Origin of the sequence: Rhodococcus sp. C1, from assembly GCF_020809065.1 — a bacterium.
Taxonomy (GTDB): domain Bacteria; phylum Actinomycetota; class Actinomycetes; order Mycobacteriales; family Mycobacteriaceae; genus Rhodococcus_F; species Rhodococcus_F qingshengii.
This window is the reverse complement of the sequence record NZ_CP078080.1, coordinates 6,064,418-6,076,627: the sequence shown is the minus strand read 5'-3', so window position 1 is coordinate 6,076,627 and position 12,210 is coordinate 6,064,418. Positions and strand designations below refer to the sequence as shown.

The 12,210-nt window shown below is 61.7% G+C and carries 10 protein-coding genes; 1 reads left to right on the top strand and 9 read right to left on the bottom strand.

All coding sequences use genetic code 11. The features are described 5' to 3' along the window. Positions 1–7 precede the first annotated feature (7 nt). The 8 genes from clpB to KTR60_RS28090 form a co-directional block, all read right to left on the bottom strand. Complete coding sequence (gene clpB, locus KTR60_RS28125) at positions 8–2,641, bottom strand: ATP-dependent chaperone ClpB (RefSeq protein ID WP_020971359.1); 2,634 nt, start codon at positions 2,639–2,641, stop codon at positions 8–10. Next, the gene (locus KTR60_RS28120) at positions 2,623–2,952 is read right to left on the bottom strand and encodes a chaperone modulator CbpM (protein WP_020971358.1); all 330 of its coding nucleotides are present in this window, start codon (positions 2,950–2,952) and stop codon (positions 2,623–2,625) included. The genes clpB and KTR60_RS28120 overlap by 19 nt, the downstream gene beginning before the upstream one ends. After that, positions 2,949–3,854 (bottom strand): DnaJ C-terminal domain-containing protein, encoded by a 906-nt coding sequence (locus KTR60_RS28115; RefSeq protein WP_064113708.1) that lies wholly within the window; start codon positions 3,852–3,854, stop codon positions 2,949–2,951. The genes KTR60_RS28120 and KTR60_RS28115 overlap by 4 nt, the downstream gene beginning before the upstream one ends. 6 nt (positions 3,855–3,860) lie before the next feature. After that, complete coding sequence (locus KTR60_RS28110) at positions 3,861–4,385, bottom strand: nucleotide exchange factor GrpE (protein WP_050654922.1); 525 nt, start codon at positions 4,383–4,385, stop codon at positions 3,861–3,863. Between the two features lie 8 nt (positions 4,386–4,393). After that, a complete protein-coding gene (gene dnaK / locus KTR60_RS28105) occupies positions 4,394–6,268 on the bottom strand; it encodes a molecular chaperone DnaK (RefSeq protein ID WP_064074378.1) in 1,875 nt (624 codons plus the stop codon). Positions 6,269–7,322: 1,054 nt separating this feature from the next. Beyond that, on the bottom strand, positions 7,323–7,736 hold the full coding sequence (locus KTR60_RS28100; protein WP_042448083.1) for a GlcG/HbpS family heme-binding protein: 414 nt from the start codon (positions 7,734–7,736) through the stop codon (positions 7,323–7,325). Then, on the bottom strand, positions 7,733–7,921 hold the full coding sequence (locus tag KTR60_RS28095; RefSeq protein WP_372454409.1) for a hypothetical protein: 189 nt from the start codon (positions 7,919–7,921) through the stop codon (positions 7,733–7,735). The genes KTR60_RS28100 and KTR60_RS28095 overlap by 4 nt, the downstream gene beginning before the upstream one ends. Positions 7,922–7,949: 28 nt before the next feature. Continuing rightward, positions 7,950–9,089, bottom strand: a complete 1,140-nt coding sequence (locus tag KTR60_RS28090; protein ID WP_024487877.1) for a glutathione-independent formaldehyde dehydrogenase — start codon at positions 9,087–9,089, stop codon at positions 7,950–7,952. Positions 9,090–9,439: 350 nt separating this feature from the next. Here KTR60_RS28090 and KTR60_RS28085 point away from each other — a divergent pair, with 350 nt between their 5' ends. Next, positions 9,440–9,736 carry a putative quinol monooxygenase gene (locus KTR60_RS28085; protein WP_042448086.1) on the top strand — a complete coding sequence of 99 codons (297 nt, stop codon included), beginning with the start codon at positions 9,440–9,442 and terminating at the stop codon, positions 9,734–9,736. A gap of 1,935 nt (positions 9,737–11,671) precedes the next feature. Here the strand turns inward: KTR60_RS28085 and KTR60_RS28080 are convergent. Then, on the bottom strand, positions 11,672–12,199 hold the full coding sequence (locus KTR60_RS28080; RefSeq protein ID WP_228401504.1) for an AAA family ATPase: 528 nt from the start codon (positions 12,197–12,199) through the stop codon (positions 11,672–11,674). Positions 12,200–12,210 lie beyond the last annotated feature (11 nt).

The following is a 12,210-nucleotide window of genomic DNA, read 5'->3' as shown; positions in this document are numbered from 1 at the left end:
CCTCTTCTCAGGCCGCCGCGAAGGCGGGTTCGGCATACGCGACGGCAAGCTCGCCGCCGTCCACCGTGACGCTGATGGTGCCGTCCGGTTTGATCTCGCCGCGCAACAGTGCACGGCCGATCTTGGTTTCGACCTCGTGTGCGATGTATCGGCGCAGCGGCCGCGCACCGTAGACAGGGTCGAACCCGTGTTCGGCGATCAGTCGGCGTGCCTCCGGCGTGATTTCCAGGTGTATCTGTCTCTCCGACAACCTGTTTCGAAGGTCGGTGAGTTGCAGTTCCACTATGTACTCGATCTGGGGCAGGGTGAGTGGGGAGAACAGCACGATGTCGTCGACCCGGTTGAGGAATTCGGGGCGGAAATGCCCGCGCAGTTCTGCCATCACCCGTTCCCTGGCGTCCGGCTTGATTTCGCCGTCGGCTGTGACCCCGTCGAGGAGATGCTGGGATCCGATGTTGGAGGTCATGATGATCACCGTGTTCCGGAAATCGACTTGTCTCCCTTGAGAATCGGTGATCCGGCCGTCGTCGAGCACCTGCAGCAGGGTATTGAAGACGTCGGCGTGGGCCTTCTCGATCTCGTCGAAGAGCACCACGGAGTACGGCTTACGCCGCACCGCCTCGGTGAGCTGGCCACCTTCGTCGTACCCGACGTATCCGGGAGGTGCACCGATGAGCCGACTCACCGTGTGCCGTTCCTGGTACTCGCTCATATCGAGGCGCACCATGTTGTCTTCACTGTCGAATAGGGCGCTGGCCAATGTCTTTGCAAGCTCGGTCTTTCCGACGCCCGTCGGGCCCAGGAAAATGAACGAACCGATCGGTCGACGAGGATCACGGATACCGGACCTCGCCCGGATCACAGCGTCCGCGACCAGTTGCACCGCCTCGTCCTGACCGACGACCCGCTCGTGCAGGATCTCGTCGAGCTTCAACAACTTCTCCCGCTCACCTTCTTGCAGCCGGGCGACCGGGATACCCGTCCATGCGGCCACGATCTCTGCGATCTCGTCTTCGGTGACCACTTCACGCAGCAACGGATTTCGGCCTTGTCTGGTGGCCAGTTGCTCCTCCGCCGCCTCGAGCCGGCGTTCGAGCTCGGTGATCTCGCCGTATCGCAACTCGGCTGCCCGATTGAGGTCGTAGTTGCGTTCGGCGGCCTCGGCCTCGACGCGCAACCGTTCCAAATCTCCTCGCAGTTCTTGCACCCGCCGGATCGCCTGCCGCTCCGCCTCCCATTGAGCGTGCCGGGCGTCTGCCTCGGCCCGCAGGTCGGCCAGCTCCTTGCGCAATTCTTCGAGGCGCGCCTTGCTGGCCGCGTCCGTTTCCTTGGACAGTGCGGCCTCTTCGATCTCCAGACGGGTCACCTTCCGGGTGAGCTCGTCGAGTTCGGCAGGCATCGAATCGATTTCGGTGCGGAGCCGAGCGCATGCCTCGTCTACGAGATCGATCGCCTTGTCCGGAAGGAAGCGGTCGGTGATGTACCGGTGCGAGAGGGTCACGGCGGCCACCAATGCACCGTCTTGAATTTTCACGCCATGGAACACCTCGAGGCGTTCTCGAAGTCCGCGCAGAATCGAGATCGCATCCTCGGCGCTGGGCTCGTCGACGAGAACGGTCTGGAATCGACGCTCCAGTGCCGCATCGGATTCGATGTGCTTGCGATACTCGTCGAGAGTGGTGGCACCGATCATGTGCAGTTCGCCGCGTGCGAGCATCGGTTTGAGCATGTTGCCGGCATCGAGAGACCCCTCGCCGCCGACCGAGCCCGCTCCGACCACGGTATGCAACTCGTCGACGAACAACAGGATGCGCCCCTCGGCAGCCTTCACCTCGGACAACACGGCCTGCAGTCGCTCCTCGAACTCGCCGCGGTACTTCGCACCGGCCACCAGAGAACCCATGTCGAGCGAGAAGATCGTCTTGTCGCGTAGGCCCTCGGGCACGTCGCCGCGGACGATCCGCTGGGCGAGACCCTCGACAATCGCAGTCTTACCAACACCGGGGTCGCCGATCAGCACCGGGTTGTTCTTCGTTTTCCGGCTCAAGATCTGAGTTACCCTGCGTATCTCGGCATCCCGGCCGATGACCGGATCGAGTTTGCCTGCCCGCCCCTCGGAGACGAGGTCGCGCCCGTACTTCTCCAATGCCTCGTACGCCCCCTCCGGGGTTGCCGACGTGACACGCTGATTGCCGCGCACCTTCGTCAGCGCTGTGAGGAAGGCGTCCCGTGTGACCCCGTGACTGGCGAGGACCCGCCCGGCCGCGCTGGCCGATCCTTCCTCGGAAAGGGCCATCACAAGATGCTCCACCGACACGTAGGAATCCTTGAGTCTCTTCGCCTCCCGCTCTGCGGCATCGAGCAGCTTGGCCAGACGCTGGGTGATCATCACCTGACCGGGGGTCACGCCGGGGCCGCTGACCTTCGGCCTACGCGACAGTTCACGATCCAGATCGGATCGAAGTGCTTCGACATTCGCGCCGGCCTGTTCGAGCAGTCGGGGCACCAGCCCATCCTGCTGATCGACCAATGCGAGCAGCAGGTGCTCTCCGTCGACTTCGGTGTGGCCCATTCTGGTCGCAACATTCTGGGCTTCCTGCAAGGCTTCTCGTGACTTTTCGGTCAAGCTGCCGGTGTCCATGAGGATGTCCTCCTTCTGCGGGCCGCTGTTTCGAGCCTTTCGATTCGATCCAGCAGATCGAGCACGAGCCCGATTGCCGAGTAGTTGAGACCCAGACCCGTCCGCAGTCGTTGGATGCGTGCGGCGTGGGTCACTTCGGATGGGTCGAACGACATCTCTCCGCCGGCGTAGCGGTGGGCGTCGAGCAGTCCGAGAGCCACGAGTTTTCGTGCCAGATCCGGGTGCAGGCCAGTACGTTCGGCGAAGGCGTCCGGCGACAATCCGGTACGGCGAACCAATACGTACTGAGTGATCGGCGTTGAGGTGCTCATGTCTCTTTCCTCGGATTGAAGTTCGATTCGGCGCCCAACTGCTCGAACAGTTCGCGTTCACGTGCTGTCGGTTTCGACGGAACCATCACCTTGATTTCGGCGTAGAGGTTGCCGTTGGCACCGCGCGGATTCGGCATTCCCTCTCCGCGCAGGCGCAGCTTCCTACCAGTCGAAGAGCCAGGCACCACTTTGACTTTCGCCTCTCCGCCCGGTGTGGGAACGACGACTGTCGACCCGAGAACCGCCTCCCATGGCGATACGGGAAGATCGACGTAGATGTCCCGACCCTGCACGCGGAACCGTGAATGCGGTTTGATCCGCACCACGAGGTACAGATCCCCAGGCGGCGCGTCACCGTTGCCTCGGCCTCCTTGCCCGGCCAACCGGATTCGCTGGCCGTCCAGGACGCCGGCTGGAATGTCGACGTCATACTGCCGTCCGTCCAGTCTGAGAATGCGTTTTCCGCCCTGATAGGCCTCTTCCAGAGCCAGTTCCAGTTCGGCCTCCTGATCGGCGCCGGGAATCGGTCCGAACCCACCGCCTCCGCCGAACATCTGCCCGAAGAGGTCTTCGAAGTCGACGGCACCCTCACCACCGACACCGTGGCCGAAGTGCACCCGTCTCCCGCCACCGCCGTACCCGGCGGCGTTTGCCCGCACCCGTTCGTCGTAATCCTCGGGTACGTGCCGGAAGTCGTCACCGAATCGGTCATAGCGTTTCCGGGTGTCCGGGTCGGACAACACCTGATAGGCCTCGTTGACCTCCTTGAACCTGTCCTCCGCAGTGGGATCCTTGTTCACATCGGGGTGGTACTTGCGGGCCAGCTTGCGGTACGCCTGCTGAATTTCGTCGGTGCCGGCGCCCTTCGGTACGCCGAGTACTTCGTAGTAGTCACGGGCCATCGGTGCTCACCCCTCTGGGCGGCTGACGACCACCGCGGCGGGCCGCAACTGTCGCCCGTCCTCTCCATAACCCGGGCGCAAGACCTCGACCACGGTCCCGGATGGAAGGTCGGGTCGGGTTACCACACTGACCACTTCGTGGAGTTCCGGGGAGAACGGCACACCGACCTCGTCGTGGCGCTCGAAGCCGAGTCGTGAGAGCACCTGTACCGCCTGGTCCCGGATCGCCTTCACACCTTCGACGACGGCCTGCGGATCGCTGCCTGCGTGTGCAAGCGCAAGCTCCAAGTTGTCCAGTACCGGCAGCCACGCCGCCGAAACCTTCGCTACTTCCGCGGCGCGTTCACGGTCCAGATCTTTGGCGTATCGCTTGCGCAGGTTGTCCAGATCTGCGACGGCCCTGCGCCAACGGTCCTCGAGTTGAGACAGCTCGTCTGCCGTCTCGGCGCGATCGGACTCGGTCTTGCTTTGATCCGTGTCGGCGCTGTTGGTAGTCGGCTCAGTCGTCGAATGATCTGCAGACATTTCCATCGTGCGCCTCAGCTTCGATCGAATTCGGCGTCGATCACGTCGCCGTCATCCGACGACGCAGCATCAGCGCCGCCTGCTTGGCCGTCGTCCGACTGGTCCGGCACAAGTCCGTAGAGCAGCTGTTGCAGCTCCGAGGTGAGTGGCTGAACCTCTTCGGGTGAAGCGCCGTCCTGCACGGCCTTTCGGGCGTCGGCAACCAGCATCTCGGCCCGCGCCTTCTCATGCGGCGGGGCACTGTCACCGAGTTCGGCGAGTCGCCGCTCCACTTGATACGCAACCGAATCGAGCCCGTTGCGCGCGTCGACCGCCTTGCGCAGCGCCTCGTCCTCACCCCGGTTCCGTTCGGCCTCCGCCAACATGCGCTCGACCTCACCCTGATCCAGGTTGCCCTGTTCACTGATCGTGATGCTCTGTTCCTTGCCGGTATCCTTGTCGCGAGCGGTGACGTTCAGGATGCCGTTGGCGTCGATGTCGAAAATGACTTCCACCTGGGCCTCGCCACGTGGCGCGGGGCGGATGTCTTCCAGCCGGAACCGGCCCAGCACCCGGTTGTCGGCCGCACGTTCGCGTTCGCCCTGCAACACCACGACGTCCACGGCGGACTGATTGTCTTCCGCCGTGGAGAACACTTCGCTGCGCCGTGCCGGGATCGTCGTGTTCCGCTCGATGATCTTCGTCATCACCCCGCCCTGCGTCTCGACGCCGAGGGACAGTGGGGTGACATCGAGTAACAACACATCGGAAACCTCGCCTTTGAGCACGCCTGCCTGGACTGCGGCTCCGAGGGCAACGACCTCGTCCGGGTTGACGCCCATGTGGGGGTCCTTACCGCCGGTCAGCCGGCGAACCAGCGCCTGTACAGCCGGGATACGTGTCGAACCGCCGACCAGTATCACTTCGTCGATGTCGTTGGCGGCGACCTTGGCGTCACTCATGGCCTGCTTCACCGGGCCGAGGCACCGTTCCACCAGATCGGCAGTCAAATCATCGAACTTCGATCGCATGATCGTAGTGGTGAGATGTTTGGGACCATTCGCGTCAGCGGTAACGAAAGGCAGGTTTACCTGGGCCTGGGTCACCGAGGACAGCTCAACCTTTGCCTTCTCCGCGGCTTCGAACAGTCGTTGCAACGCCTGCGCATCCTTACGCAGATCGATGTTCTCCGCGCGCTGGAATTCGTCGGCGAGGTAGTCCACCACGCGTCGATCGAAGTCGTCGCCGCCCAAGTGGGAGTCGCCGGCCGTGGAACGAACCTCGACTACCCCCTCTCCGACGTCCAGCAGGCTCACATCGAAGGTTCCGCCGCCGAGGTCGAAGACCAGTACGGTTTCGTGGGTCTGTTTGTCCATGCCGTACGCGAGTGCCGCAGCGGTCGGTTCGTTGATAATCCGCAAAACCTCGAGGCCTGCGATACGGCCGGCGTCCTTGGTGGCGTTTCGTTGCGCGTCGTTGAAGTAGGCAGGAACGGTGATGACCGCTTCCTTCACCTTCTCACCGAGGAACTTGCTCGCGTCGTCGACGAGCTTGCGCAGCACGAGAGCGCTGATCTCCTCTGGTGCGTATTTCTTGCCGCGCACGTCGAAGCGGGCCTCACCGTTGTCACCCGCTACGACGTCGAAGCTGACCGCTTTGGCTTCCTCGGAGATCTCGTCGTAGTGACGTCCGATGAAGCGTTTCGCCGAGTAGATCGTGCCCTTCGGATTCAAGATCGCCTGCCGCCGGGCAAGCTGGCCCACCAGACGCTCACCGTTCTCGGTGAACGCCACCACCGAAGGCGTCGTCCGTGCTCCCTCCACATTGGAGATCACCACCGGCTCGCCGCCTTGCCAGCTTGCGATGACCGAGTTGGTTGTGCCCAAGTCGATGCCTACAGCAGTTGTCATGACTCAATTCCTTTCGATCGGCCCGGCCGTTGAGCAAGTGCGATTCCGCCCGCAACTTCGCTCGATGTCGGCAAGGACTTCGTAGTTCCCTGGTTTTGGCGAGTGGATTGGGTGAAGTCATGGAGACCGAGCAGGGCGCCGATAACGGCGCCCGACACCAATCCGTGGATGGCGGGCGTGAGGCTCGAGAGCGGCCGAGGGTAAGGGTTTCCGCCACTGTGCTTTGACATCACGCCCCTCAGCGTTGATGTTGTGGGGTTCGCCGGGCCTGTGTGTACTGACAGGGCCCGACCGCCGGTCAACCGGTTGAGCTCACGAACCACCCAGCCATGATGAGTCTTTTCGTCCACCTAAAGGGCGTCAACAACATTCGCCTGATGGGCGGGGCGCAACGGGGCAGTGGCGACCACACCTGCCCTTGATCGAAGATGCCCGCCGGAACCCGATCGAAGCGGCCATCGCATGAAACTCCGAGTATCGGCTTCGACACGAAAACTCGAGTGTCGGCCGCTACTGCGGTACGTCCACACTACCGCGGCGCATGCAAAAGGAGAACTCCCTTTGCGAAAGATCGTCACAGTCAGTGAACAGCAGCTCCGTTGAACCCGGACGAGATTCATTGTAGTTCTATCGAATCTCCTTGTGACAGAAAGGTAATGAGCCACTACTGGCCGGTTCCAATTGGTTGCGAGTAGGTGGCGCACACCCGCGTGCTGCGCAGTTCAACGTCCCGTTCTGAGGCTGGTCAACAGACCGCTCAGGCGGAATTTATTGCAAATCAACATTTTTCGGACACCGATATCGCTGGACTTGCGTAATTATCGTCTATTCCTTGCGGCATCATTCGGCCGAGGGCTCGGTTTGCCCCTGACACGGCGCGCGGATGTGCACGTCCGCTCGTCGTTATGTTTGTCTCGGTCCTGGCCGCGTCAAGGATGCGGGACGACTTCGGTCCAGTCACAGTCGCGGGGCCGCGACTAGCTTTAAAGCAACGTCGGAATGTTCGACGTTGCCCTGTCGATGCGTTCTCTGACCTGACGACGCAGTCCACCGCTCACAGCGCCGCCACGGCCGCCTCGGCGACGGTCTTGTCCTGCTCCCCGGTGCCGCCGCTGACGCCGACAGCGCCCACGACCTGGCCGTTGTGCCGCAGAGGCACACCGCCGGTGAAGATCATGATGCGCCCGCCGTTGGAGGCGTGTATCCCGTAGAACTGCTCGCCCGGGCCCGCGTTGGCCGCGAGGTCCTCGGTCGAGACGTCCAATGCCCGCGCGGTAAACGCCTTGTTGATCGAGATGTCGATGCTGGCGATCCAGGCACCGTCCATCCGCACGTGAGCCACGAGGTTGCCGCCGGCATCGACCACCGCAATGTTCGACGGCGACTCGATCTCGGTGGCTTTGGCCTGTCCTGCGGCGATGACCCGCTGCGCATCGTCAAGGGATACCGAGGTCTGGTTCACGGTCATGACGCACCTGCCCCGAGCTTCGCGAACTGCTCGACGATGGCCGGACAGAACGCAGGAAGCTCGTCGGGCGAGTGGCTCGAGATCAGGTTCTCGTCGATCGCGACCTGTTCGTCTACGACTTTTACTCCTCCGGCCCCGTCGGCAGTCGATATCGCTATCTGCTTGCCCTGCAGTGGCATTGGCATCGTTGTGCTCCTCTCGGTTCTGGCCGTGTCAGGGATGCAGGACGACTTTGGTCCAGCCGTCGTCGCGAGCGTCGAAGTGCTGGTAGCCGGATTCGGCTTCGGCGAGCGGGAGTTCGTGGGAGATGATCCAGGAGGGCTTTGCCCGGTCCTCGTGGATGAGGTCGCGCAGTTGCCGGTTGTAGTGTTTGACGTTCGCTTGTCCGGTGCCGATCTTCTGGCCCTTGAACCAGAATTTGCCCATGTCGAAGGCGATCTTGCCGTTGCGCTCGAGTTCGTCGGGGCCGTTCTGGTCCTGGGGAAGGAAGATGCCGACCACCCCGATGTGGCCGGTGAAGCGCACCGAATCCACGAGCCGGTTCATCGTCATGGCGGCGTCCTCGTGGCCTTGCGGGTCGTGTGCCTGATAGCCGACGCACTCGCACCCCTTGTCTGCGCCTTTCCCGTTGGTTTGCTCGAGGACCTGCTCGACGGGGTCGCCCTTCGAGTCGTCGATGGGGACGACGCCGATCTCTTCGGCCAGGCGTAGTCGGTCGGGGTGGCGGTCGACGATCATCACCTTGCTCGCTCCCTGGATCATCGCCGAATACGCGGCCATCAAACCGACTGGGCCAGCGCCGTAGACCACCATCGAATCGCCGGGTTGCATGTCGGCCAGGCGGGTGCAATGCCATCCGGTGGGAAAGATGTCCGACAGCATCACGTAGTCGGTTTCCTTGTCCTGGGCATCCTCGGGCAGTCGCAGGCAGTTGAAGTCGCCGAACGGCACTCGCAGATATTCCGCCTGTCCGCCCCAGAACGGGCCCATCCCCGCGAAACCGAATGCAGCGCCGGCCATCTTCGGATCGGGGTGCACCGTCAGGCAGAATGCGGTCAACCCTTCCTCGCAGTTTCGGCAGAAGCCGCAGCCGATGTTGAACGGCAAGCACACTCGATCCCCTGGCGATACTTTGACCACTGCATTGCCGACTTCGGCGACGATGCCCAAGTTTTCGTGACCGAGGACCATTCCGGGCTCCAGATCGGTGCGGCCTTCGTACATGTGTAGATCCGACCCGCAGATGTTGGTGCTCGTGATCTTCACCAGCACATCTGTCGGATTCTCGATCCGCGCATCGGGCACGTCCTTGACGTGGACCTCTCGAGGCCCGTCGTATACAAGCGCTTTCATCGCGGCACTCCCTTGTCTTGTAGCTGCGGCTTTCCGGTTGATCTCGCCGGCCGCAGGCGTCCACGCGTGAGCGACCGACCGAATGAATCGTGCTGTTCGGGGAAGGTCCACAGCGCGCGGAAGTGAAGACCGCACCAAAATGTCGGCGCACCAACATTTTTCCTGCCATCGACGCAACTGCGGCTGCATCCAGGCATCGCATTCCCTCACCATGGAGTCTCCTCCTTCGGCTCCACGATCGCTAGGGGGTTGGGATCGGTTTCCTCGAACGGCGGGCTTGGGTACCTTCCATTAACCGATGGATGGTGTGATGCTTGACAGTGTTCACCACCTCGAAGAGGAGATCCGATATGGCCACCAAGGCGCTGCTGGTCCGACTTGAAGCGAAGCCCGGCAAGGAAGGAGCGGTCGAGGAATTCCTCCGATCGGCACTGCCGCTCGTTGAGCAGGAGCCCGGCACGAAACCCTGGTTCGCGGTGCGGTTCGGGCCCTCGTCGTTCGGCATCATCGACGCATTCCCGGACCAAGCTGCCCGCGAGACACATCTCAATGGTCCGGTCGGCAAGGCCCTCGGCGAACGCGCCGACGAACTCTTCGCTGCGCCGCCCGAAATCAGCTACCTCGACGTTCTCGCTGAAAAAGTCTGAACAACCGACTGGAAAATGTCTTGTCGATGGCGGTCACATTCGGTTGTGAATACAGTTGTGCCACAGCCATACCCGAATCACGGTAGCTTTGCCGGCGTGCGCGGCTGTGGCGTACTGTCCGTCGCTCGCTTCCGCCCAGGTATCGGTAGATCACGAGCAGGGCACTCAGTCGAGCCAACTCGCTACCCGTGTAGGAAGAGCATTTCAAACTCGTTTCATTGCAAAGTGTTTCGAGTTTGAGGTGACCTGCCTGGAGTGAAGTAGGACTCCTTGTTCTTGGAGGAGGGCTTAGTGGAGCACCACGGATCATCGAGCAAGGACGATTGGTGCTAGTCCTGTTGGAAAGATGGTCATAGACGATGGCAAAGGTGAGGTCGGATGGATTCACCATCACCGTGCGCCGGTCACCGACCTGGGGTAGCACGTTACCTTTGGGTGCCTCGCAGTCAGCGTCGAACGTGTCCAAACCCGGGCCGCTGATACGGACGGTCAGTTCGGCGGTGTCTTGGCCCTCGTTGAGGTCCCGGATGCGGTTGACGGCGAAAATTTCTGCAGTCGCTGCAATACCGACGGCCCGGAATCGCTTTCCTCCCAGCGCCATCCATAGGTACTGACTGCAAGCCCGATTCCGATCGGGAGGGTGAAGACTCCCCACTACACGGCCGGTCGATCGAGTACGTCATCATCCCGGCGGCGAAACCGATGAGTTCGACCTGCCGCGGTTTGTCCGTGTTCTTGTTGGACAAACCGACACCCTAAGTGAGGGGGTGGTTTTCGGGTGGCTGTTTCAGGATTGAAAAGCGGTGATGCCGCGTCCCCGTGTGGTTGGCGTCGGAGCGGTGTGAGCCCGGATTGCCGTGGACTGAATATTGTTGCAGTCGTTAGCTGTTCGCCGTTTGATGCGATCTTGTTGTGTGCGGTTTTGTTGGTTGCCGACCATATCATGTTGCCGTTGTTGCAAAGCGCCAGTAGGTGTTTGTTGGCATCAACGACGGCTGAGGTTGGAAACGACATGGACGATCTCCGCTGGCAAATTATGTAAGGGGTGTTGGGTGCCCCTTGGAGCGCTCGGAATGCTCGTGGGAAGTCGCGGCCACACCTGTTGCCACAGAACCATGGCGATAGGTCACCTGTCGGGTCGGTGCCTGGTGCTGGAAAGGTTCGAACCTAGTCAACAGTTTCCGTCGGCAGTCACTCCCGGTCGTCGACACACTGGTGAATCCTGACGCCCCGTGCCTCGTTCGTAGCTCCGTTGCTAACGGTTTCATCCCGTCGAGTCCAGGGAGAGGGGCAGTGTTGACCGACTGCTGGTGGATTGTTCTCAGCTGTCGAAAAGGCCATCTTTGCCCGGAATTTCAGCGCCAACTGTCGCGTAGTTTTTCGAAAGTCGCAGGTTGATCTGACAAATAGATCGGAATCTACAGCCGCCATCGCCTGAAGGTGGGACAAGAATCGGTCATGGTGGGATTCGGGGCGAGCACCAGCGATTATGTCGATGTTGGGCGGCTGCCGAGCGGTTACGGTGTTTGTCGAATCAGTCTCGGAGCCCGACGATCATCCGGCCACGAAAAGTGCGGCCGTAGCGAGAATCGCAACAGAAAGGATGGGTACGCGGCGACTGTCACGCTGGACTCCGTTTCCTCGGTTTCGCGAGAATTGCCAGGACAACCGGCTCTCGGAATTCACTCTGAGCCACGAGATGCCTGTTTTCGATACCTTCCGCCAGAGAGTGAGCCCGGGAACGCGCGTTGGTGAGCAGCGCTCTGCGGGGCGGCAAACTGAAGGGGCGTCAGCACCAGCTCACCCGAGAAGACGTAGATCCCTTGCGATTTTAGAGACCGGCGAGCCATAAACCGAAGTTTCATCAGGTCGATCATCACGAGTAACGATCAGTGCCAGCATCTTTCGAACGCACCCAGCTCGACGATTCCGGTGTCACTGCAAAGCCGAGAGAACCGTGTCGACCCGACCACGGAGTGGGCCGTCAAGCTCGACAACTACCAGGGAGTCACACACCTGCATCGGATCGGCGTACACCAAATCCAGCAACGCGTCGTTCACCGCGCGCTGCAGCTCCGGCATCCCCACCGCAGGCAACTTCTGCACTGTTTCGACGGTAATCGGCACCACAACCAGCACGTCGAGAGTACACAGCGCGGACCTCACAATCGCCGCCTCGACTTCTGCCTCCGGATCGACACCACACGTCGACAAGTACGCCAGGAAGTCGAGCGGCGTGCGATCGAATACAACACCAGAAGAAGGTGTAGTCAGCAAGCGCAGTGAACGACGAAGCTGCGCACGGTAATCATCAGCCGAGGGCGGAAACTCGAACTCGCGCCCCTCCTCTTCGAGCACGAAATACGGTTCATCGACCCGAATGTGTCCCGCGAGGCGGCCACACAACTCGTCGACCAGCGTGCTCTTGCCGGTCCCGTGCGGGCCGGATACTCCAATACGCATTAGTGGGGGCC

Excerpts from the sequence above, each read along its gene's own strand:
- clpB (WP_020971359.1), bottom strand. The coding sequence starts at position 2,641 with ATGGACACCGGCAGCTTGACCGAAAAGTCACGAGAAGCCTTGCAGGAA.
- KTR60_RS28120 (WP_020971358.1), bottom strand. The coding sequence starts at position 2,952 with ATGAGCACCTCAACGCCGATCACTCAGTACGTATTGGTTCGCCGTACC.
- KTR60_RS28115 (WP_064113708.1), bottom strand. The coding sequence starts at position 3,854 with ATGGCCCGTGACTACTACGAAGTACTCGGCGTACCGAAGGGCGCCGGC.
- KTR60_RS28110 (WP_050654922.1), bottom strand. The coding sequence starts at position 4,385 with ATGGAAATGTCTGCAGATCATTCGACGACTGAGCCGACTACCAACAGC.
- dnaK (WP_064074378.1), bottom strand. The coding sequence starts at position 6,268 with ATGACAACTGCTGTAGGCATCGACTTGGGCACAACCAACTCGGTCATC.
- KTR60_RS28100 (WP_042448083.1), bottom strand. The coding sequence starts at position 7,736 with ATGACCGTGAACCAGACCTCGGTATCCCTTGACGATGCGCAGCGGGTC.
- KTR60_RS28095 (WP_372454409.1), bottom strand. The coding sequence starts at position 7,921 with ATGCCAATGCCACTGCAGGGCAAGCAGATAGCGATATCGACTGCCGAC.
- KTR60_RS28090 (WP_024487877.1), bottom strand. The coding sequence starts at position 9,089 with ATGAAAGCGCTTGTATACGACGGGCCTCGAGAGGTCCACGTCAAGGAC.
- KTR60_RS28085 (WP_042448086.1), top strand. The coding sequence starts at position 9,440 with ATGGCCACCAAGGCGCTGCTGGTCCGACTTGAAGCGAAGCCCGGCAAG.
- KTR60_RS28080 (WP_228401504.1), bottom strand. The coding sequence starts at position 12,199 with ATGCGTATTGGAGTATCCGGCCCGCACGGGACCGGCAAGAGCACGCTG.